The 19,923-nt window shown below is 55.7% G+C and carries 22 protein-coding genes; 5 read left to right on the top strand and 17 right to left on the bottom strand.

All coding sequences use genetic code 11. The features are described 5' to 3' along the window. Positions 1–501 precede the first annotated feature (501 nt). The 3 genes from VQ830_RS00515 to VQ830_RS00505 all read right to left on the bottom strand — a co-directional run bounded on the left by VQ830_RS00515 (position 502) and on the right by VQ830_RS00505 (position 3,740). Positions 502–1,413, bottom strand: coding sequence for a flagellin N-terminal helical domain-containing protein (locus VQ830_RS00515; RefSeq protein ID WP_337266101.1), 912 nt, complete (start codon positions 1,411–1,413; stop codon positions 502–504). 255 nt (positions 1,414–1,668) lie between these two features. Further along, positions 1,669–2,559, bottom strand: a complete 891-nt coding sequence (locus tag VQ830_RS00510) for a flagellin N-terminal helical domain-containing protein (RefSeq protein ID WP_337266100.1) — start codon at positions 2,557–2,559, stop codon at positions 1,669–1,671. A 290-nt stretch (positions 2,560–2,849) separates the two neighbouring features. After that, on the bottom strand, positions 2,850–3,740 hold the full coding sequence (locus VQ830_RS00505) for a flagellin N-terminal helical domain-containing protein (protein WP_337266099.1): 891 nt from the start codon (positions 3,738–3,740) through the stop codon (positions 2,850–2,852). A 333-nt stretch (positions 3,741–4,073) separates the two neighbouring features. Between VQ830_RS00505 and VQ830_RS00500 the strand changes: the two genes are divergently transcribed. Next, positions 4,074–5,990: an O-linked N-acetylglucosamine transferase, SPINDLY family protein gene (locus tag VQ830_RS00500; RefSeq protein WP_337266098.1), complete on the top strand. Its 1,917-nt coding sequence runs from the start codon at positions 4,074–4,076 to the stop codon at positions 5,988–5,990. An 85-nt stretch (positions 5,991–6,075) separates the two neighbouring features. Here VQ830_RS00500 and uppP read toward each other — a convergent pair whose 3' ends face one another. The 14 genes from uppP to flgF all read right to left on the bottom strand — a co-directional run bounded on the left by uppP (position 6,076) and on the right by flgF (position 16,095). Next, on the bottom strand, positions 6,076–6,948 hold the full coding sequence (gene uppP, locus VQ830_RS00495; protein ID WP_337266097.1) for an undecaprenyl-diphosphatase UppP: 873 nt from the start codon (positions 6,946–6,948) through the stop codon (positions 6,076–6,078). A 161-nt stretch (positions 6,949–7,109) separates the two neighbouring features. Next, on the bottom strand, positions 7,110–7,847 hold the full coding sequence (gene fliP / locus VQ830_RS00490; RefSeq protein ID WP_337266096.1) for a flagellar type III secretion system pore protein FliP: 738 nt from the start codon (positions 7,845–7,847) through the stop codon (positions 7,110–7,112). After that, on the bottom strand, positions 7,844–8,362 hold the full coding sequence (locus tag VQ830_RS00485; protein WP_337266095.1) for a flagellar basal body-associated FliL family protein: 519 nt from the start codon (positions 8,360–8,362) through the stop codon (positions 7,844–7,846). Before VQ830_RS00485 ends, fliP begins: the two co-directional genes overlap by 4 nt. Before the next feature lie 9 nt (positions 8,363–8,371). Next, positions 8,372–9,088 (bottom strand): flagellar basal body L-ring protein FlgH, encoded by a 717-nt coding sequence (gene flgH, locus VQ830_RS00480; protein WP_337266094.1) that lies wholly within the window; start codon positions 9,086–9,088, stop codon positions 8,372–8,374. Next, positions 9,085–9,612, bottom strand: coding sequence for a MotE family protein (locus VQ830_RS00475; RefSeq protein ID WP_337266093.1), 528 nt, complete (start codon positions 9,610–9,612; stop codon positions 9,085–9,087). The genes flgH and VQ830_RS00475 overlap by 4 nt, the downstream gene beginning before the upstream one ends. A 14-nt stretch (positions 9,613–9,626) precedes the next feature. Beyond that, positions 9,627–10,748, bottom strand: coding sequence for a flagellar basal body P-ring protein FlgI (locus VQ830_RS00470; protein ID WP_337266092.1), 1,122 nt, complete (start codon positions 10,746–10,748; stop codon positions 9,627–9,629). Further along, positions 10,745–11,233 (bottom strand): flagellar basal body P-ring formation chaperone FlgA, encoded by a 489-nt coding sequence (gene flgA / locus VQ830_RS00465; RefSeq protein ID WP_337266091.1) that lies wholly within the window; start codon positions 11,231–11,233, stop codon positions 10,745–10,747. The genes VQ830_RS00470 and flgA overlap by 4 nt, the downstream gene beginning before the upstream one ends. Before the next feature lie 16 nt (positions 11,234–11,249). Then, a complete protein-coding gene (flgG, locus tag VQ830_RS00460; RefSeq protein ID WP_337266090.1) occupies positions 11,250–12,038 on the bottom strand; it encodes a flagellar basal-body rod protein FlgG in 789 nt (262 codons plus the stop codon). 18 nt (positions 12,039–12,056) lie between these two features. Continuing rightward, positions 12,057–12,377 carry a flagellar hook-basal body complex protein FliE gene (fliE, locus tag VQ830_RS00455; RefSeq protein ID WP_337266600.1) on the bottom strand — a complete coding sequence of 107 codons (321 nt, stop codon included), beginning with the start codon at positions 12,375–12,377 and terminating at the stop codon, positions 12,057–12,059. Positions 12,378–12,379: 2 nt separating this feature from the next. Beyond that, positions 12,380–12,793, bottom strand: coding sequence for a flagellar basal body rod protein FlgC (gene flgC, locus VQ830_RS00450; protein WP_337266089.1), 414 nt, complete (start codon positions 12,791–12,793; stop codon positions 12,380–12,382). A gap of 11 nt (positions 12,794–12,804) precedes the next feature. Next, positions 12,805–13,197, bottom strand: a complete 393-nt coding sequence (gene flgB, locus VQ830_RS00445) for a flagellar basal body rod protein FlgB (protein ID WP_337266088.1) — start codon at positions 13,195–13,197, stop codon at positions 12,805–12,807. Positions 13,198–13,396: 199 nt separating this feature from the next. Beyond that, positions 13,397–13,948 carry a flagellar protein gene (locus VQ830_RS00440; protein WP_337266087.1) on the bottom strand — a complete coding sequence of 184 codons (552 nt, stop codon included), beginning with the start codon at positions 13,946–13,948 and terminating at the stop codon, positions 13,397–13,399. A 12-nt stretch (positions 13,949–13,960) separates the two neighbouring features. Next, a complete protein-coding gene (gene fliI, locus VQ830_RS00435; protein ID WP_337266086.1) occupies positions 13,961–15,346 on the bottom strand; it encodes a flagellar protein export ATPase FliI in 1,386 nt (461 codons plus the stop codon). Between the two features lie 11 nt (positions 15,347–15,357). Then, positions 15,358–16,095 (bottom strand): flagellar basal-body rod protein FlgF, encoded by a 738-nt coding sequence (flgF, locus tag VQ830_RS00430; RefSeq protein ID WP_337266085.1) that lies wholly within the window; start codon positions 16,093–16,095, stop codon positions 15,358–15,360. Between the two features lie 229 nt (positions 16,096–16,324). On the opposite strand from flgF, the gene motA reads away from it, so the two are divergent. Genes motA through fliG form a run of 4 tightly spaced genes read left to right on the top strand, consistent with a single transcriptional unit; the run spans position 16,325 to position 19,832 of the window. Then, entirely contained in the window at positions 16,325–17,203 is an 879-nt protein-coding gene (gene motA / locus VQ830_RS00425; RefSeq protein ID WP_337266084.1) for a flagellar motor stator protein MotA, read from the top strand. Between the two features lie 4 nt (positions 17,204–17,207). After that, a complete protein-coding gene (locus VQ830_RS00420) occupies positions 17,208–18,146 on the top strand; it encodes a FliM/FliN family flagellar motor switch protein (protein ID WP_337266083.1) in 939 nt (312 codons plus the stop codon). Between the two features lie 52 nt (positions 18,147–18,198). Next, a complete protein-coding gene (fliN, locus tag VQ830_RS00415) occupies positions 18,199–18,762 on the top strand; it encodes a flagellar motor switch protein FliN (RefSeq protein WP_337266082.1) in 564 nt (187 codons plus the stop codon). Positions 18,763–18,791: 29 nt separating this feature from the next. After that, on the top strand, positions 18,792–19,832 hold the full coding sequence (fliG, locus tag VQ830_RS00410; protein ID WP_337266081.1) for a flagellar motor switch protein FliG: 1,041 nt from the start codon (positions 18,792–18,794) through the stop codon (positions 19,830–19,832). Positions 19,833–19,923 lie beyond the last annotated feature (91 nt).

Genomic DNA, 19,923 nt, shown 5'->3' with positions numbered 1-19,923 from the left:
CCTCACTTCATAGGGTTAGCAAGCTGTCGAGACGGTCGAGTTTTGCCGCTTTGCCTCGTTCTGCGAACGATACCGGCCGACGCTTCGCTTCATCGGTATTTCAAAGGAGTAGTCACCCGGAGACTTGGATGGGTGGCTTCAAGACTCGGCGAACGCAAATCACGCATGAAAGGCTATCGCAGATTCAAAAGGATGCGCAAGGGTCCCAACTCCAGCGACACAAGCCTCGCGCAACCCAGATTTCAGCAGCAAGATCAACTCGCTAGGATAAGTGTCCACGACGGGAATACCCGCCTTCAAGGCTGTCGGAACATCGAAGGTCTTTCCACAATCGGCCGGCGCATATTGCCTCGGCACTGCCAAAGCCGCATCGTCAGCGCGCCGAGCATCCACCGTAATCTTTCAACGAGCGCGCCTGGCGTTTCCAAACTGCATCGTGGTTTATACCATTTACAGAATGTGCTCGGAGAAAGCTGTCCGAGCGAGCTCCAGACCAAACGCTTAACCGCCTCTAAACAGCGTAAGGACGTTCTGAGCGCTGCTATTGGCGATCGACAGCGACTGTGTCGCGAGCTGCTGCTGGGTTTGCAGAGCTGTCAACTTGCTTGATTCTTCTTCCATATTGGCGTCCACCAAGCGGCCTACACCCGAGTCGATCGAGTCGCTCAATGAGGAAACAAACTTCTCCTGCAGATCGATACGCGTCGAAATCGAGCCGAGCTGGGAGGCGGCCTTCGTCAAGGCCTTCAGACCAGCTTCAACAGACGACAGAGCCGTGTTGATAGCATCGGTATTGAAGGAGGTGATGTTCATGCTGAAGATCGAACCGATCGTGCCATAAGAACTGCCGATGACACCCTTCGTGAGATCGATCGCGCCGGATGAGGTGGTGCCGAACAGGACGTTGCCAGTCGAGCTATCGTCGAGGACATATTCCGTCGTCTTAACCGATACCTGCCCGTTTGCGTCACGCACGAAGGACGAGACGACGCTTTTGGTTGTGTTGCCGGCGACCCAATTCTCGCCTGAGAAGGACGCCGATTGCGCGACGCTGAGAAGCTGAGACTGAAGCTGCGTCAGTTCGTCCTGGATTTTATTCTTATCAACGCCTTTTTCCGTCGCCGCGACGATCTTGGCCTTGATTTCACTAACAACGTCAATTGCACTGTCCATGGCGGCATAGGCAGTATCGATCTTGGCTGCACCAAGCCCAAGTGCGTCCGATACGGCCGAAAGCGCCTTGTTGTCCGAGCGCATTGTGGTGGCGATCGACCAATAGGCAGCGTTATCTTTTGCCGCGCCAACACGATAACCGGACGATACGCTAGCCTGAGTTTGCTGTAAGCTGGAATTGATCCCACGCAGGGTCTGCAGCGCTGCCATTGCAGCAACATTTGTCAGGATGCTTGTCATTGTTTGGTCGCCCCTCTTGGCAAACGAATTTTGCAGGGACATTCCGGAAGTAACCGGCAACGGCGAGCAGCGTCATGCCTGTTAACCGCAAATCAAGGAAGGTTAACGCACCGTTTCGTCGCCGGCAGAAAACAGCAGTTTGGTTAATGAAGTGTTAATAGACATAAAAAAAGCCGCACCCCGGTAAAGGTGCGGCTTTTGAGGGGCCGCCGAGAAGCGGCCCATTTTTCGGTGTTTTTCTCGTAACGCCTGCGATCAGCCGCGGAAGAGCGACAGGATCGACTGCGACGAAGAGTTGGCAATCGACAGAGACTGAACAGCGAGCTGCTGCTGCGTCTGCAGAGCGGTGAGCTTGCTGGATTCTTCTTCCATGTTGGCGTCGATCAGACGGCCAACGCCGGAGTCGATCGAGTCGCTCAACTTGGAAACGAAGCTCGTCTGAATGTCGACGCGCTTCTGCAGCGAGCCGAGCTGCGAACCGAGGGTCGTCATGTTCTTGATTGCAGTTTCGACGTCGCTCATCAGATTGTCGATGTCGCCCTGCGTCGTGGTCGAACCGATGGTGAAGGCGAAGATCGACTTGCCAGACTGTGCACCGGTCGCACCAAGGATGCCGCCGGAGGTCGTGCCGTTGAAGAGAGTGTTGGACGAGGTCAGGTTGTAGTCGGTCGTCTTGATGCTGACCGAACCATCGGTCGAGCGAACGAAGGACGATACGACGCTGACGGTGCCGCCACCGTTGTTGACCCAGTTTTCGCCGTTGAACGAAGCCGACTGTGCAACGCTGTAAAGCTGCTGCTGAAGCTGGGAAATTTCGTCCTGAAGCTTACCCTTGTCGACGCCCTTTTCAGAAGCGGCAACCAGCTTAGCCTTGATTTCGCCGACGACGTCGATTGCGCTGTCAACGGCTGTGTAAGCGGTGTCGAGCTTGGCAGCGCCAACGCCGAGAGCGTCGGAGACGGCAGAAAGAGCCTTGTTGTCGGACTTCATGGTCGTTGCGATAGACCAGTAAGCAGCGTTGTCGGCAGCCTTGCCAACACGAAGACCGGAAGACACAGCTTCCTGGGTGCTCTTCAAATTGCTGTTCACCGAACGCAGTGTCTGCAGAGCAGCCATAGCTGCGTTGTTCGTCAGAATGCTCGTCATGGATATTTGCCCCTTTTGGCAGAAAAGATACGAAGGGACATTCCGGGTCAAAGCCGGGAACGATGGTCAGCTTCATGCCTGCCGATCCCGTTCTTTCAGGTAGGGACCAACTCACCGCTTCTATGGTCCCTAGGAAACAGCAAGATGGTTAAAGAAAGTTGAACTGGTAAATAAAAAAGCTTAAAAATATCTAGTATTTAACAGCTGCAATTAACCTAATTTAAAACATTTGTGGCCGGGCGATGCCCGGCCACAAATTTTTGGCTCCAGATCTGGATATTTTGAAGCAATCAGCCGCGGAAGAGCGACAGGATCGACTGCGACGAAGAGTTGGCAATCGAGAGAGACTGGATAGCCAGCTGCTGCTGCGTCTGCAGAGCGGTGAGCTTGCTGGATTCTTCTTCCATGTTGGCGTCGACGAGACGGCCGATACCGGAGTCGATGGAGTCGCTCAGCGACGAAACGAAGTTCGTCTGGATATCGACGCGCTTCTGGAGCGAGCCGAGCTGCGAGCCCAAAGTCGTCATGCTCGACAGAGCCGTTTCAACGTCGCTCATCAGGTTGTCGATCTGACCCTGCGTCGTGGTCGAGCTGATCGTGAAGGCAAAGATCGACTGGCTCGACTTCGAACCGGTCGCACCAAGGATGCCGCCGGAGGTCGTGCCGTTGAAGAGGGTGTTCGTTGCAGACAGTTTGTAATCGGTCGTCTTGATGCTGACCGTGCCATTGGTTCCGCGAACGAAGGACGATACGACGCTTACGGTGCCGCCACCGTTGTTGACCCAGTTTTCGCCGTTGAACGAAGCCGACTGGGCAACGCTGTAAAGCTGCTGCTGAAGCTGGGAAATTTCGTCCTGAAGCTTACCCTTGTCGACGCCCTTTTCAGAAGCGGCAACCAGCTTGGACTTGATTTCGCCGACGATGTCGATCGAGCTGTCAACAGCGGTATAAGCCGTGTCGAGCTTGGCAGCGCCAACGCCGAGGGCGTCGGAGACAGCAGAAAGAGCCTTGTTGTCGGACTTCATGGTCGTTGCGATCGACCAGTAGGCAGCGTTGTCGGAAGCCTTGCCAACACGAAGACCGGAAGACACAGCTTCCTGGGTGCTCTTCAAATTGTTGTTTACCGAACGCAGTGTCTGCAGAGCAGCCATAGCTGCGTTGTTCGTGTTAATGCTCGTCATGGATCTGTCCCCTGAAAACAAGATACAAAAAAGGAGGACATTACCGGACTTAATACCGGCGATGACGGATCAGCTTCATGCTATTCGGTGTCGTTAGGTTGTTACCACCAACCCCGTCATGTGGGGTCAATTTCTCAGCCAATCCTTGCGAAGTCCTTAAACGGATGCCTGCATTCCAACCCAATACACGGGATGTGGTTAACACCTGTTCAACGCATCTTCAAAAACACCGGTTTCAAGCAAGGTTTGTGTGCTCCTATGGGGGACGTGCCCTCATTCCGGAACAAAAACGCCGGTTTTTGGGCTTTCATCATCCGGCAACGGAGCCAAGTCTTGAACGCAACTCAACTATTCGCCAACGCATCCAAGGATTATCAACGAGGCCAGTACCTCAAATCGCTGGAGTCGCTGAACACTCTCGTTGACCTCCAAAAGGACGTGAAGACGTACCTTCTTTTGGCCAAGAATCTTTTGAAGCTGGGCTTCAAGAACGAAGCGGCAACAGCCTATTCGCTGGCAGGACAGTTGGACAGCCACGAAAACTCGCCCTACACGCGGGAAGCCGCGATCTTGTACTTCCAGGCCGGCAATGAAGACGAAGCCCTGGTCCATGCCCTGCGTGTCATGTCTTTGGCGATGAAGGACGCGGATCTCGCTTTCGTGCTTTCCTCAATTTACCTGAAACGCGGACGTCGCGATCTTCTCAGCCCGTTCAGGAAAGTCATCTCCGAGAGCAGCAACGCCGAACACGCGCTGATGGCGCTCAAAATCCTCAGCGACGAGGTGTTCGATCAGACCAACGAGATGTTGATCGCAAATCTGCACAAGCGCTTCCCCGACATCATCGCGCTTCGGCTTCTCCATTTGGTGTTCATGCGCGAAATCTGCGATTTTGATGCGGCAGCAAAGAGCTTCCGGCCGGTCGAAACGATGTTGCGCAATGGTGATGTCGCCTTCCTTGAGAAGGACAATCCATTCTATCATCTGCATTGGTGCGCGGACGAAAGGCTGAACCGGCTGGCGGGCAACAACAACCTTCCCCTCAAGGCAATGGGCGCCGCACGGCTTAGCAAGCCGCACAATTGGGGAAGCAAAATCCGCGTCGGTTATGTATCGTCGGACTTCTGGCCCAACCATGCCACCATGAAACTCCTGCAGCGCATTCTCGAGCTCCATGATCGCGATCGGTTCGAGATCACCCTTTTCTGCCATACAAAGATCGACAGCCTGACCGAAAGCGATAGCGACCGGTCGAGCTGGGGCGAAATCTGCACCATCAGAGATATGAGCGATGAGGAAGCAGCGGAAGCGATCCGCAGCCGCAACATCGATATCATCGTCGACCTGAAGGGCCATACCGCAGGAGGGCGCGCCTATATTCTCAATCAAGGCGTCGCCCCAATCCAGATATCCTGGCTTGGCTTCCCCGGCATGACAGTCAATATCGATCTTGACTATATCATCGGCGATCATGTCGTGCTGCCGGATGCGTCCAAGCCGCACTTCCACGAAAAGTTTGTGCGCCTGCCGGATTCCTATCAGCCGAACGATCCGATGCACCGGCCCAAACCGAAACCCGTAACGCGGGCGGAACTTGGGTTACCGGAAGAGGCCTTCATCTTCGCTTCGTTCAACGGTAACCGCAAGATTACCCCTGAGGTCGTCGACCTTTGGGCAAATATCTTGAGACGGGCGCCAAACAGCGTTCTTTGGCTCATGTTGTCCAACCCGCGCGTCGAGCAAAACTTGATCAACCAGTTCACGCGGCGTGGTATTGGGAGAAACCGCATCATCCTGTGTACGCGCGTCGACTATGAAAAACATATCGACCGACAGCAGGCTGCCGATCTCGGCATCGATACCTTCCCGGTCAACGGCCACACCACAACATCTGAGCAACTCTGGGGTGGATTGCCGGTCCTGACGGTGCGAGGCACAAATTTCGCCTCACGCGTCAGCGAAAGCTTGCTCAATGCCATCGGCCTTCCCGAACTCGTGGCTTCAGATCTCAAAGCCTATGAAGACATGGCGGTCGAGCTTGCCAATAACCGCGAACGCGTGGTGGAGTATAAGGAACGGCTGAAGCAAAATGCAGGCATTATGCCGCTTTTCGATGCCGATCGCTTCCGCGAGCATTTGGAAAAGGCTTACGAGATGATGGTGGAGCGAGCCAAGCAAGGCTTGGAACCCGATCACATCGACGTTCCGGCCCTGCCCGCACGGACGCAACCATTTTACCAAGCGGACTGATCGGTTTTCAGTGATAAGCTTCAATGTCCGCAATGCCCGCAGCTCTTAAGCCGCGGGCATTGCAGCTTTTGGCGGTCAAACCGCCTTACGTCAAAAGATTGGTGTAGGCCGCGTAGAGGAGGAATATGCCCATCGCTGCGCGATAGATGACGAAGGGCCATGCCGAAAAGCGCTCCATGATGCGCATCAGCGACCAGATAGCAACGAAGGCTGATAGAGACGCTGTAACGAGACCGACGCCAAGGACCCCCCAGGCTTCTGCGCCGATATGCGCTTTGTGGAGCTCCCATATCTCTTTTCCGCCAGCGCCAATGATCGCTGGTATCCCGAGAAGAAAGGAGTAACGCGCGGCTTCGTCGCGCTGGAAGCCGAGCCACAGCGCAGCCGTCAGTGTCGAGCCGGATCTCGATACACCAGGAATGAGAGCGCCAACCTGCGCCAGACCGACGATCAATGCATCGGAAATCTTCACCTGCGTAATGTCGCGTTTATGCCTCGCAGTCATCTCCGCAAGCGCCAAGAGAAGCGCCATGACGATACAACTCGCACCAATCACCCAAAGACCGCGCAACGGCGATCCGCAGCTATTAAGATATTTCGACAGTAGTACACCCATGACAACGATCGGAATGGTCCCGAGGATTATCCCAAGCGTCAGGTGCATATAATGAGAGCGAAAGTTTCTGCGCAGTAAGGCGCGTGTCGTCCCGACCGACAGTTCCACCACATCATGGCGAAAATAACTGACGACGGCCGCCAGAGCTGCCATCTGCATGGCGGCGGAAAAGGCCGATCCGGGATCGGTCCAGCCGAGCAGAGCCGGAACAATACGCATATGGGCCGTGGATGAGATCGGCAGAAGTTCGGTTATGCCCTGAATAATTCCCAAAAAGGCGACCTTGGCATAGCCGAGGCTTACAAAACCCGTATCGATACCCTGCGTGCAAGCTTCAACCATATATAGGCTCCTCGTCACCCCCGAGCCCCCCGGCGTTGGCGGTGCAGCAAAGGCCTAGCAAATCAGCGGCAGTGAAGCGAGGCAGTGACCTGAAATGTCACAAAATTAAATGGGACCGTTGCGCGGGCGTCTTAACTCAACGAATGCTAGAAAGCGGCCTACTAGTTGAAAGAACGCACCAGGCTTCCGACCAACAGGTTCCATCCGTCGATCAGCACGAAAAAGAGAATTTTGAACGGCAAGGAGATGGAGGTCGGCGGCAACATCATCATACCCATTGCCATGGTGATCGTTGCCACGATCATATCGATGACGAGAAACGGCAGCACGACGAGGAAGCCTATCTCGAAGCCGCGCCGGATTTCCGAAATCATGAAGGCGGGGATAAGAACTCGATAATCGATCCGGTCACCGGTCTGCGTGGACTGACCCCTCTCCCTTGCTAGATCGACGAAAAGAGCAAGATCCTTGTCTCTCGTATTTGCCGTCATGAATGTTCGGAAGGGCTCGCCAATGCGCTGAACCGCTTCCTGCTCATTGATCTGGTTGGCCAGCAAAGGCTGGACCCCGTTCTGCCAAGCCTGATCGAATGTGGGCGACATGACGTAGAACGTCATGAAAAGCGCGAGCGACAGCAAAATCATGTTCGACGGCGTGGACGACAATCCCATGCCCGTCCGCAAGATCGAAAACGCGATGATGAAGCGCGGAAAGCTGGTGACCATCACCAAAATCCCCGGCGCCACCGAGAGCACCGTCAGCAGCCCGAAGGTCCTGATGATCCAGGCCGATACCGAACCGTCCGCAGGAATATTCAAAAGATTGGGAGGCAATTGCTGGGCAACCGCCAGCTCCGGCATCACCATCAAGGCGATGAAGACGACTAGAAATCGAATCATTCGACGACAAAGGTCCTGAACATGACTTTCGATACGCGTCCTTGCGCACGCAGGTCAACACGTTCCTGGATGTCATCCTTAAGATATTGAAAGCCGCGGGGGCCCTGAATTTGCTGAAGTGTGACCGTACGGATGTAAGCCATGATATCCTGGTGGATGTCTTCGGCCAGCTTAACATCGGGCGGACTTGTAAAAAGGAGAGCGACTTCAAGGCGAACCCAGTTTTCGGAAGGGTAGGAAAGGTTTGCAGTAATGGGCTCGAGTTGGACCACATTGCTTTCTTGCGTCGAAATATGCGGGATACCGGACTGATCACCTTTTCCCTCTTCTTTCTTGCCTTCTGAGGACTTTTCCTCGGCTTTGGCGACGGCTTCTTCAGCGGTTTTGACCTTCGGGGCCATCATCCCACCAAGAAACCAACCAGCTCCGGCACCTATCACGGTCAGAATGGCCACACCGACGATGGTCATGACCATCCCGGACTTCTTGGGCTTCTTTTCCTCTTCTTCTGCCATTTGAGCGCCTCAGAGCGGCGAGAAGAGGTCGACGGCCTGCTGGCCGCGCGGCGGTTGCTGCACTTCCATCAGACGGCCGCGGCCACCGTAGGAAATACGCGCTTCTGCAATCTTCTCATAAGAGATCTGGTTGTCGGCATTGACATCCTGCGGCCGGACGATACCCGCAACATTCAGGATGCGAATTTCCTGGTTGACGCGAACTTCCTGCGACCCGCTGATGACGAGGTTGCCGTTTTCGAGAATGCCAGTCACGACGGCAGCCACAAGAAGGGTCAGCTTTTCAGAGCGCTCGATTTTGCCCTTGCCGTCCGTCGAGGTATCCGAACCATAGGTGAGATCGGTCTTGGATTTCGGGTTCCAACCCAAAATATTCGCGTCGACATCCCAGTTCATTCCGCTCGAGTTCTTCCGGCTACGGTTGGTCTCGTTGTCGAAAGACGCCTTGTCATTGATCGAGATGTTGACGGTGAGGATATCACCCACGTTCAAAGCACGCGCGTCCTTGAAGAGAGCTGCCTGAGAATCGCTCCACAGGGAATAACCTTGCGCAACCTGATGCGGCTTTTTCGGATAGAGCGACATCTGCGGCGTCTGTCCATATGCCAGGCCGCTTCCGATCGGGCTCATCGCCGGAGCGCGCCCAATTTCCCGGACAGCCTGCGGCGATTGGCAACCCGCCAGCATCGAAAGAGCTGCGATCACAGCCATAATCGGCTTTTTCATGAAGGGTCCTTCGAAGTGTTCGGATCGGATGCGCTGGCAATGATGTTGGCGATCATTGCTGCTTTCTTCACGTCCATTTCATTGAGAATGAGGCTCGACTGCGATGGGTTGAGCTGCATGATGACCGCAGCCGCAACATCTGGCCTGACTTCTGCAAGCTGCTGAGCGGCGATGTCCGGCTTCATCTTCTTGTAGATGTCGGTCAGGTCGGCTTGCGCCTTTTTCAGGAAGTCATTGCGGCGCTGAAGCCAGTCCTGATATTCGGCCTTTCGCTTGTCGAGTTCTGCGATACGGCTGTCGACATCGGTACGAAGCTTTTCCAGATCCTGCTTTTGCAAGAGATAGCGCTGATCACGGGCTGGATCGGCAATGTTTGTGCAGAATTGCTTGACTTCATCTTGAGGAGAGACGGGCTGTCCAACCTGCGCCTCCTGTGCAAAAGCTGCAGGAATGGTCACAAGCGCAAGAGCGCCTGCGGACAAAAGAGCTTTCCGGACCAGCGTTTGGAAAGACAACCGCATCATGCTTGAGCTTCCTGTCATTGTAGCACGAGCTCCGCTTGCAGTGCGCCGGCTGACTTGATGCCTTGCAGGATCGCAATGATGCCGTCGGGCTTGACGCCGATATTGTTAAGGCCGGATACGAGAGTTCGAAGATCCGGGCCGCTCAACATCGCGACCTTGCCACCGGTTTTTGCGGCTTGGATGTCCGTCTGAGGCTGGACCGCGGTTACCCCGCGAGAGAAGGGCTCGGGCTGAATGACCTGAGGCGATTCGGTGACCTGGACGGTCAAGGTGCCGTAGCTAACGGCGACTGGAGAAATTTTTACGTCAGCGCCGATAACGATTGTGCCCGTGCGTTCGTTGACAACGACTTTCGCTGGCGTGTCCGTATCGACGAGCAGGTTTTCGACATCAGCCATCAGCCGTGTCAAATCGACGGTCTTCGGCTTGGAAACGATGACTTCCTGGGAATCCTTCGCTTCGGCAATCGGCGCACCGAAGCGGCTTGACCCGTAAGCGTTGACAACGTCGGCGATGCGAACGGCCGTCGAGAAGTCCGGGTTGCGGAGCTGAAGGACAAGATTGACCGAATCTTTGAAGCGCGATGGAAGTTCGCGTTCGATGATGGCGCCGTTCGGGACCCGGCCGGCGGTCGTTACGCCTTCCGTCACCGTGGCGGCCTGCCCCTGAGCGGTGAAACCGGAAACGACGATAGAGCCCTGCGCAACGGCATAGATCTGCCCATCGGCTCCTGTCAGTGATGTCATCACAAGCGTTCCGCCGCGTAGTGATGTGGCATCGCCGAGAGAGCTGACAGTGACGTCGATCCGGCTACCCGGGCTCGCGAACGGCGGCAGATTCGCCGTGACCATCACGGCAGCTGTATTCTTGGCCGAAGACTGGCCGCCCTGCGTCGAAATGCCGAGGTTTTGCAACATCGCGCGCATCGACTGCTCGGTGAATGGCGATGAGCGGAAACCATCGCCTGTGCCCTGCAAGCCGACGATCAAGCCGTAACCGATCAGCTGGTTGTCGCGGCCGGCCTGCAAGGAGGCGATATCCTTGATGCGTGAATTGACGGCAAATGCCGGAAGCGCGTTGGCCAGCGAAAGCACCAGCGATAGGACGATTGCCAGAAAACGAGAAAGCATGGTCATTTTGCCGCCACATGTACGGTGCCGTCGGCCAAGACCGTGCCGCTGACGATTACGCCGGAATCCATGTTGCGCACGCGGATCAATTGTCCGATGAACCCATCCTCCAAAGGCGTGCCCGCTGCGGAAATGGTCATTGCGCCAATCGAGAAGACCAGCCGGATATTGGCGCCGCGCGTGACCGTGAAGGGCTCGCGCAATGCCGACATGGAAATTGTACGGCCAGGAAGCAGCGTCTTCTTGGAAATCAATCCTCTGACTTGATCGATCGATTTTGCGTAATCGCCCGCAAGATTGGGATTGGTCACTTCGACTTCCTGGAGATCGGCCGGAGAAATCGTATCGCCAGGATAGATGATAACCGTCGGGATCACAGCGTAGCCCATATCCCCGGCCCTTGAGGACCACGGCGCAAGCATGCTCGTCGCGATCAGGGTGGCAGCGGCGATACGCCGTAAACCCGTTATCTTTTCCTGGCAAAACGTCATGTTCGGCCCTTTCCGACTACTTCAGGTTCTTACTGACGATGGAGGCCATTTCGTCAGCCGTGGTGATGACTTTGGAATTCATTTCGTAGGCACGCTGAGCCGATATCAGCTCGGTAATTTCCTTGACCGGATCGACGTTGGAGCTTTCGAGATAGCTTTGCTTCAAATATCCGAAGCCCTGATCGTCGGGGGTGCCGACAACCGGTGCGCCCGAAGCCGGAGTCTCTGCGAAGAGATTGTCGCCCAGGGGTTTCAGACCAGCTTCGTTCACAAAGTCGGCCGTCGTGATCTGACCAAGGGTCGTCGGTGTCGTCTGACCCGGCAGCATGGCCGTGACCTGGCCGGAACGACTGATGGTAAACTGGGTGGCTTGGGCGGGCACGATGATGCTCGGCACTACCGGATATCCGTCAGCGGTTACCAGCTGACCTGTTTCGCTCTTGTTGAGCGCACCAGCGCGTGTGTAGAGCGTCGTATTGTCCGGCATCTGGACCTGCAAGAAGCCGCGCCCAACGATGGCCACATCCAGCTCATTGCCCGTCTGCGACAGTTCGCCTTGCAAATGGAGGTTACGTACGGCCTTCGTTTGAACGCCAAGGCCGATGTTGGCGCCCTCAGGCACGATCGCCTGGTTCGCCCTATTTGAAACGCCTTGTGCCCGCTCTGTCTGGTACATCAGATCGCTGAATTCGGCGCGAGCGCGCTTGTAGCCAGTCGTATTGATGTTGGCGATGTTGTTGGCGATGACTTCAAGATTGGTCTGCTGGGCATCCATACCCGTAGCTGCAATCGCTAGCGCTCTCATGATGGCGTCCTTTTGACCTTACATCTGCATCTTTGTGATTTCGAGGAAGGCGGAAACCACCTTGTCTCGAAGGGCTACGGCAGTTTGAAGTGTCTGCTGCGCCTGCATCACCGCGTCGACAACCTCGCGTGTGGTCGCTTTACCCTGGATGCCGGCGATCGACATGCTTTCGGCACTTTTCAGCGTGTTGACTGCGCCCGATGCCGTATTGGCGAGCATGGCGCTGAAGCTGCCATCCTGGATGGCGCTGTCGGCGGAGGATGCTGCGGGCTTGCTTTCGACGCTGCCCAATCCGCGGGTCATGGAAAGCGAGCTTACACTTTGAACGGTATCGATCATCATTAGCCTTTCAGCAGGTCTATGGTCGATGAAATCAGATCACGCGACTGCTTGATGGATTGAAGATTTGCTTCATAAGAACGGTTGGCCTCACGCATATCGGCCATTTCGACCAGCATGTTCACGTTCGGCATTTTTACGACGCCCTTGGCGTCCGCAGCTGGATTGCTCGGATCATATTCGGTGGTGAACTTCGACTGATCGGTATCGATCTTGCGAACATTGACGATTGCCGTGCCGCTGGCGCGATCGACTTCCTCACCAAAGGTTACCGTCTTGCGACGATAGGGATCGGCGCCGGGGGTATCGCCTGTCGAACGGGCGTTGGCGATGTTTTCCGAAACGATCCGCAGTCTGGTGGACTGAGCCTCCAAACCGGAACCGGCAATTTTCATAGCAGCTGACAAGGGATCCATTTAGTTACTCCTCAGCTCTTCACAGCCATCAAAATCATTCGGTTGAACGAACCAACCAACGATGTATTGAGGTCGTATTGGCGCTTGATCTCGCCGGACTTCGAAAGCTCGTCGGCAAGCGAAACGGTATTGCCGGATTGCTGGACGCCGATTTCCTGGTCCAAGGCCGAGTCGCGTATATTAATGTCGCTCTTCTGGCTGATGTCGTTACCGCTCAGGTGAGCCGGGTTGGTGCGCGCCATAGAGAAATCGGAATGGTCAAGAACGGCGTCAAACGGGGTGACGTCCTTAGCGTGATACTTCGGAGTATTCGCGTTTGCGATGTTTCCGGACACCACCTGCTGACGGATTGTCAACCATTCCGCCTGCCGTGATGCCAAGTCGAAAAGTTGAATCGGTTGCATGACATTCTCCGTTTTATTGATTGCGACCCTAGGGACGTAATCTTGCGTCAGACTTACGGAGAGAGCGCCGCCGCCGCACCAGGCGTACGGTCAAGAAAAAGGCCCCTGCCGGAAACGGAAGGAGCCTTTGGTTTGACCGGAAAATCGCTGATTTCTAAGTCGTAATCGCGTGGCTAACACATGCGTGCGTTCATCAGCATCAATTTTGCGAAACGACACCCTTGGACGTGACGATCACCCATTTTCCATCATGCTGCTCAATTGCTGCCAAGCGGCTTTCATCCGGCAGAACGGAACCGACCTGGACCATGTAGAGGCCATTGGCATCCTCGATGACCGCGCGTCCATTTGCGACGTGCAGCAAGCGAAAACTGGATTTACCGGGAAACGGCTGCTCGAGCGGTTTTGCAGTATCTTCGCCATGATTGACGCTTGCTGTTGTCGCAGTGGTCAAAGTGTCGAAGGTCGAAAGATCCTCCTGGCGTTCCTTGCTGTTGGGAATGGCTGAAGGCGAAACCGTTACGACGCTTCGCCCCGGCCAATCGGGCAGAGCTCGTGTCAGATTTTCCTGACGTATGGCAGGCAACTTGAACTTTTCCGGATTGAGAAAAATGTACCAGGGAAAGAAAGCCGCGGCACTGGCGAGCAGCAAGCCGAATGTCGTCAGCAATCTGTCGCTCGAAAACAGTTTCCGTCTTGCCCGCGGCATCAACGGAGGAATGGGTTGTTCTTCGGTTTCGAAATGGGCCAAGATGCGCACCTTCTACTTGCGATTGACCGGCTGACCGTTGGCGGCCGCCCTGAGGGCAGCGGCAAGGTCGGCAAAGGCGTCAACGCCGACTGTTTCGCCGGGCGATTGTTTGAGAACATCGTAGATGATCGGTACCTGCTTCACCGCCATATCCAGGTCTGGATCAGCACCCGGTCGATAACCGCCGATGAGCCTCAGATCCCGGGTCTCTTCAAAGCGATGGACAAGTGCCTTGAGCCTGGAAACAAGCTTCTCCTGGTCCGGCGTCCATGCCTTCCTCGCAAGACGCGAGATCGAGGCCAAAGGATCAATTGGCGGATATCGCCCCTCTTCGGCAAGGCTGCGTTTCAGAACAACGTGACCATCCAAGATGCCGCGCGTGGAGTCGGCAATCGGATCGTTATGATTGTCGCCATCGACGAGGATTGAAATAATGGCGGTCACGGTGCCGGCTCCCTCTTCGCCAGGACCGGCGCGTTCGAGCAGTCGCGGCAACTCGGTAAAAACGGACGCAGGATATCCGCGGGCGATAGGAGGTTCACCGGATGCCGTTGCGACCTCGCGGATCGCATGGGCAAAGCGCGTGACACTATCGATAATCAAAAGGACGTTGTCGCCTTTGTCTCGAAAGTGCTCTGCGATCGTGACTGCCGTTAACGGCGCCATTTTGCGCAACATCGGGCTTTCATCGCTCGTGGCAACGATCGCGATCGACTTACGCATGTTTTCGCCGAGCGTATCTTCGATGAATTCCCGTACTTCGCGGCCACGTTCTCCGACCAGCGCAATGATGACCTTGTCGAAGGCATCGGCTTGCGCGAGCATCGAAAGAAGCGTCGATTTACCGACGCCCGATCCGGCGAACACTCCTAGACGCTGACCGAGGCAGAGCGGTGAAAAGATGTCGATGGCGCGCACGCCAGTCTGGAAGCCTGTTTCGATCCGCTTGCGCTTCATCGAGGGGGGTGCAGTGTTTGAAATGGACCGGCGCTCGAAACCCTTTGTCAGAGTGCCTTTTCCGTCGATCGGATCACATAGGGAGTTGAGTGTACGCCCGCACCAGCTCTCATCGGGCGCAACGCGAAAAGCGCCTTTCCGGATGACCGTGTCACCGATCCCGATCGGCTCACCGGGCTCGATCGGACAGACGTAGACAAGCTCAGGCTCAACGCGCACAACCTCGCCGAGATGAATCCCTGTGGCAGACTTATGCGCGACGAACTCGCCGAGGCGAACATGACGCGACATACCGGCTACCGTGTAATACCCGGCTGCGATCGAACGAACATGTCCTCCGTGCGCCACGGAATGCTCAGGCTGCAGGTAGTGCTGCATCAGGCTCGCAAGGTGGTTGAGCTTGGGAGATAAATGATCGGCGGAAAGTTCAAGCTGCGTCATGTGTCAGCGCCTTACCGGCTGCCGCCGAGAGTTCTGATCGCTTCACCGAAGGAATCCTCACTGTCCTTGGTCAACGAACTTATGCTCTCGAAGGCTCTATTGACTTCGATCAGCTGCGTGATCTCGCGCATCGCATTGACGTTGGAATTTTCGAGATAACCCTGCACGACGCCGACATTGAACCGATCGACGACAGCGGTCGGCTGCGCTGTGGTCATGATGCCGCTATTTTCGTAGCGCAGGTAACCCTTGCTGATATCGGCCTGGTAGAGCCCGAGGGAGCCAACCTGTTTTCCGTTCTGGAAGATCAAACCGTCAGCACCCACTTTGGGCTCCCCAGCGGCACTGTTCAATGTGATTGGAGCGCCGCCGGCATCCAGAACAGGATAGCCACGGACCGAAACGAGTTCTCCGGTGTCCTTGATAGTGAAGCGGCCATCTTTGGTCAGAACCCGTCCTGCAGGCGTGTCAAGCGCGAACCAGCCATCTCCCTTGATCGCGAAGTCGAGCATGTTGCCGGTATGCTCCAGCTCCCCGTTGTCGCCAGACAAATAGTCGTTGCCCTGGGAGACGAAGGCGACTTTATTGTTCAATTTTGTTCCAGGACTATTGCCGAGCAATTCATCGAACTTGACTTCGGTTGCCCGAAAACCTGTCGTGTTCACGTTGGCCATATTGTCCGCAATGGTGTTGAGACGTTTTTCGAGCGCAAGCTGGGACGATAGGGAAACATAAAGACCGGTCTGCATCTGCAACTCCTGGCATTACAATGAACGGAACGAGGACCGGCTTTCTTGACCGGCGTCGCTGAGGCGGCATCTCAGATGCGGGCAAGCCCGCTCGTCGCCCGTGGTTTTGCCTGAAAAGCCTTACGCGAGGCTGGCGGCGTTTATTGCGCTTACGGTGGTATCCATCAGCCTCACGCAAGCCAGAGTTTTTATCCCAGGGTCACGAAATAACGACCGGATGTGGCGGACGATGAATATTATTATCGGCTTAGTGATTGTCATTGGCTGCGTGATCGGCGGCTTTATGGCGCAGGGCGGGCATGTCGAAACGCTGTTTCAGCCTTACGAATTGCTGGTTATTGCCGGCGCCGGCCTGGGTACGTTCGTCATGGCGAACCCTATGAAAGTCGTTAAGGATTCCGGCAAAGCGATCGGCGAGGCCTTCTCTGGAAAGGTGCCGAAGGAGCGTCATTATCTTGACGTGCTGGGCGTTCTTTATTCTCTCATGCGAGACCTTAGGACCAAGTCACGCAACGAGATCGAAGCGCATATCGACAATCCGAAGGAATCCTCGATCTTCCAGGTTGCGCCCACTGTCCTGAAGAACGAAGACCTCACCGCATTTATCTGCGACTACGTGCGCCTCATCATTATCGGCAATGCGCGCTCGCACGAAATCGAAGCGTTGATGGACGAAGAAATCAGCACGATCCTTTACGACAAGCTGAAGCCCTATCACTCTATCACGGCCATCGGCGATTCATTCCCGGCCATCGGTATCGTCGCCGCCGTTTTGGGCGTCATTCACGCCATGGGCTACATCAACGAGCCGCCTGCCGTTCTTGGGGGAATGATCGGTGCGGCGCTGGTGGGAACCATGCTCGGCATTCTCTTGTCTTACTGCTTGTGCAACCCTCTTTGCGCGCAGATCAAGATTGTTCGCTCCAAGCAGCACCGGCTCTACATCGTCGTGAAGCAAAGTCTGCTGGCTTACATGAACGGTTCGGTGCCACAGGTTGCCCTGGAATACGGCCGTAAAACCATCTCCTCTTATGAGCGTCCGTCCATCGATGCTGTCGAGCAGGAAATGATGAATCCGGGCGGCGGCGGCGAAACGAAGGCAGCATGATCCGATGAATGCAGTCTCTCCAATCCAGCTTATGGATGAAAAACTGCTGGCCCGTCTGACAGGCCGGCTGGGCGACGGGACGACAATCGAGAAGATTTCGGCGATTTTCGGCGAGATTTACCGAGAGTTTCTGCCTGACATCATCAAGAGCGAAACAGACTTCGACGTTGAAGTGGAATATGTCGGGTGTAGAACCGGCTATAAGAACGACCTCATTGCGCGGCTCGATCCCAATGTCACGCTTGTGGACGCGGAGCTTCGCAACTGGTCGCCAAATATTACGTTTTCATGCGGCAATGCATTCGTCATCACATTGATGGAGCATTTGCTCGGGGCAGATCCGGCAACTGTTGAAATCCCCGTCGCAAGACCGCTGTCGGCGATTGAAATCGATCTCGCGATCACGGTTTTTGAAAAGTTTGCCAGCGTTCTGCGCTCAGCCGTCAACGCCCCTGGCGGGTTTGAACCAACCCTATCGGCCCCGCATCGGCTGGACAACAGGCCCAAACCAAGGACCGACGCGCCGGACGAGTTCGCAGCCGAAATCCGATTGGCCATTGCCCTGTCCGGTATCAAGGCAGAATTCGCGTTGATCGTACCGCAAGCGCCCTTGCTCAAAAGCAAGGTTTCCGCGCCGAAGGCGAAGAATCAAAGCAGTCGTTCTGCGGGCTGGACAGAACAGCTGAGCGAACAGGTTCGCCGCTCCACCGTCACGCTTGATGCGAAGGTCAGACTGCAGGACCTCACGCTGAGAACGATATCCCGGCTTCAGGCAGGCGATGTCATTCCGTTCTTCGATGCGGAGGATGTTCAGGTCAACGTCGGTGCAAACGGCAAGGAACTTTACGTCTGCGAATTAGGCCGCTCCGGCGAAAGCTACACAGTAAGAGTCAAGGACACCGTGAACTCGGACGATGATCTGATCCGACACCTAATGAGTTAGCGATCTGCTCAGACGGCAGGTTGAGGCAAGTTTCAATTGGAATAATGATGTCATGGCGACGAGAAAACCAAAGAGCGAAAGCGTAGTATCTGAACCTGTACCAGGCAACGAAGCCGAACTGGAACAGGCAATCGATGATCTGCGCGGTGTGCTGAAGCAAGATTCCGATGGCGGGCTTGGCGATTTCGGCGACGACTTCGGTAGCCCGTCCACGGGCACCGACCTATCGTCGTTCGGCGATTTCGGTTCAGACGACACCAGCAGCAGCGACTTCGGCGACACCGCTTCCTTTGGCGGCGGCGACTTTGACGCCGGCTTCGGCGGAGCAACAGCGGAAGCTGCCCCGCTCGGCAGCGCCATGCAGGCGAACCTCGAGCTGATCATGGACATCCCGATCGATGTGCAGATCATGCTGGGAAGCAGCCGCATGCAGGTCTCCAGCCTGATGGAATTAAACGAAGGCGCAACAATTGCGCTCGACAAGAAGATAGGCGAACCCGTAGATATAATGGTGAATGGTCGTCGCATCGCACGTGGCGAGATCACCGTCCTTGAGAATGACGATACGCGTTTTGGCGTTAAGCTTATTGAAGTTCTGAGTACGAAAAAAGCCTGATCCCGGTTAAGGGACGGAGAGGTTAGACCATGATGGACTTTGACGATTTCAGCGGCGGCGCCGTCTCCGCGAAACCGTTAACCCAGGCTGAAAAAGCGGCTGCGGTACTCCTTGCCATGGGCAAAGGCGTTGCCGGCCGCTTGCTGAAATATTTTACCCAGGCGGAATTGCAGACAATCATCGCTTCGGCTCAGTCTCTGCGCGCTATCCCGCCGGATGAACTGCTCGGCTTGGTGTCTGAATTTGAAGACCTCTTCACAGAGGGTGCCGGCCTGATGGACAACGCAAAAGCCATCGAAAGCATTCTTGAGGAAGGTTTGACGCCAGAGGAAGTCGATGGCCTGCTTGGTCGGCGCGCTGCATTCCAGGCGTTCGAAACATCCATCTGGGACCGGCTTGCAGAAGGCGAACCTGCGTTTGTTGCAAAGTTCCTGGTCACCGAGCATCCGCAAACGATTGCCTACATTCTTTCAATGGTCCCCTCTTCCTTTGGCGCCAAGGTCTTGATGCAGCTGCCGGAGGAACGGCGCGCCGATATCATGAACCGCACCGTGAGCCTGAAGTCGGTCAGCCCAAAGGCCGCACAGATTATCGAACGCCAGGTCATAACGCTTCTTGCGGAAGTCGAAGCGGAAAAGAACGCGGTTGGCACGACAAAGGCCGCCGAACTAATGAACGAGATGGAAAAGCCGCAGGTCGATACACTCTTGACCTCGCTGGAATCGATCAGCCGCGACTCGGTCGAAAAAGTTCGCCCAAAGCTTTTCCTGTTCGACGATATCATGTTCATGCCGCAACGCAGCCGCGTCATGCTGTTGAACGATATTTCCGCAGATGTGCTCACGATGGCGCTTCGCGGCTCGCCCATGGAATTGCGCGAAATGGTCCTCTCGGCCATCAGCCCTCGCCAGCGCCGCATGATCGAATCCGACCTTCAATCCGGTACGGCGGGCATCAATCCGCGCGAGATCGCCATCGCCCGGCGCGCCATCGCGCAGGAAGCGATTCGCCTGGCAAATGGCGGCCAGATCGAGCTCAAGGAAAAAGAGGCTGAACCGACAGCCGCCTAACCTGCTGTCTTTGAAGTCATTTTCTTGCTTCGGTAGTCAGGTGTTGATCCGCACATCGCGGCACGTTAGCTTTCCCGAGAAAAGGCCGCGC

Origin of the sequence: Oryzifoliimicrobium ureilyticum, assembly GCF_037199735.1 — a bacterium.
GTDB classification, from domain to species: Bacteria; Pseudomonadota; Alphaproteobacteria; order Rhizobiales; family Rhizobiaceae; genus Rhizobium; species Rhizobium ureilyticus.
The sequence above is the reverse complement of the archived record's forward strand: the minus strand, read 5'-3'. Positions and strand labels throughout refer to the sequence as shown.

What these genes read in the sequence shown, in the direction of transcription:
- fliE (WP_337266600.1), bottom strand. Translation starts at nt 12,377, where the DNA reads ATGATCGATACCGTTCAAAGTGTAAGCTCGCTTTCCATGACCCGCGGA.
- VQ830_RS00515 (WP_337266101.1), bottom strand. Translation starts at nt 1,413, where the DNA reads ATGACAAGCATCCTGACAAATGTTGCTGCAATGGCAGCGCTGCAGACC.
- fliN (WP_337266082.1), top strand. Translation starts at nt 18,199, where the DNA reads ATGGCGACGAGAAAACCAAAGAGCGAAAGCGTAGTATCTGAACCTGTA.
- flgH (WP_337266094.1), bottom strand. Translation starts at nt 9,088, where the DNA reads ATGAAAAAGCCGATTATGGCTGTGATCGCAGCTCTTTCGATGCTGGCG.
- VQ830_RS00475 (WP_337266093.1), bottom strand. Translation starts at nt 9,612, where the DNA reads ATGATGCGGTTGTCTTTCCAAACGCTGGTCCGGAAAGCTCTTTTGTCC.
- flgG (WP_337266090.1), bottom strand. Translation starts at nt 12,038, where the DNA reads ATGAGAGCGCTAGCGATTGCAGCTACGGGTATGGATGCCCAGCAGACC.
- VQ830_RS00485 (WP_337266095.1), bottom strand. Translation starts at nt 8,362, where the DNA reads ATGGCAGAAGAAGAGGAAAAGAAGCCCAAGAAGTCCGGGATGGTCATG.
- VQ830_RS00420 (WP_337266083.1), top strand. Translation starts at nt 17,208, where the DNA reads ATGAATGCAGTCTCTCCAATCCAGCTTATGGATGAAAAACTGCTGGCC.
- VQ830_RS00510 (WP_337266100.1), bottom strand. Translation starts at nt 2,559, where the DNA reads ATGACGAGCATTCTGACGAACAACGCAGCTATGGCTGCTCTGCAGACA.
- uppP (WP_337266097.1), bottom strand. Translation starts at nt 6,948, where the DNA reads ATGGTTGAAGCTTGCACGCAGGGTATCGATACGGGTTTTGTAAGCCTC.
- flgF (WP_337266085.1), bottom strand. Translation starts at nt 16,095, where the DNA reads ATGCAGACCGGTCTTTATGTTTCCCTATCGTCCCAGCTTGCGCTCGAA.
- fliP (WP_337266096.1), bottom strand. Translation starts at nt 7,847, where the DNA reads ATGATTCGATTTCTAGTCGTCTTCATCGCCTTGATGGTGATGCCGGAG.
- fliI (WP_337266086.1), bottom strand. Translation starts at nt 15,346, where the DNA reads ATGACGCAGCTTGAACTTTCCGCCGATCATTTATCTCCCAAGCTCAAC.
- VQ830_RS00470 (WP_337266092.1), bottom strand. Translation starts at nt 10,748, where the DNA reads ATGACCATGCTTTCTCGTTTTCTGGCAATCGTCCTATCGCTGGTGCTT.
- flgA (WP_337266091.1), bottom strand. Translation starts at nt 11,233, where the DNA reads ATGACGTTTTGCCAGGAAAAGATAACGGGTTTACGGCGTATCGCCGCT.
- flgC (WP_337266089.1), bottom strand. Translation starts at nt 12,793, where the DNA reads ATGGATCCCTTGTCAGCTGCTATGAAAATTGCCGGTTCCGGTTTGGAG.
- flgB (WP_337266088.1), bottom strand. Translation starts at nt 13,197, where the DNA reads ATGCAACCGATTCAACTTTTCGACTTGGCATCACGGCAGGCGGAATGG.
- VQ830_RS00505 (WP_337266099.1), bottom strand. Translation starts at nt 3,740, where the DNA reads ATGACGAGCATTAACACGAACAACGCAGCTATGGCTGCTCTGCAGACA.
- motA (WP_337266084.1), top strand. Translation starts at nt 16,325, where the DNA reads ATGAATATTATTATCGGCTTAGTGATTGTCATTGGCTGCGTGATCGGC.
- fliG (WP_337266081.1), top strand. Translation starts at nt 18,792, where the DNA reads ATGATGGACTTTGACGATTTCAGCGGCGGCGCCGTCTCCGCGAAACCG.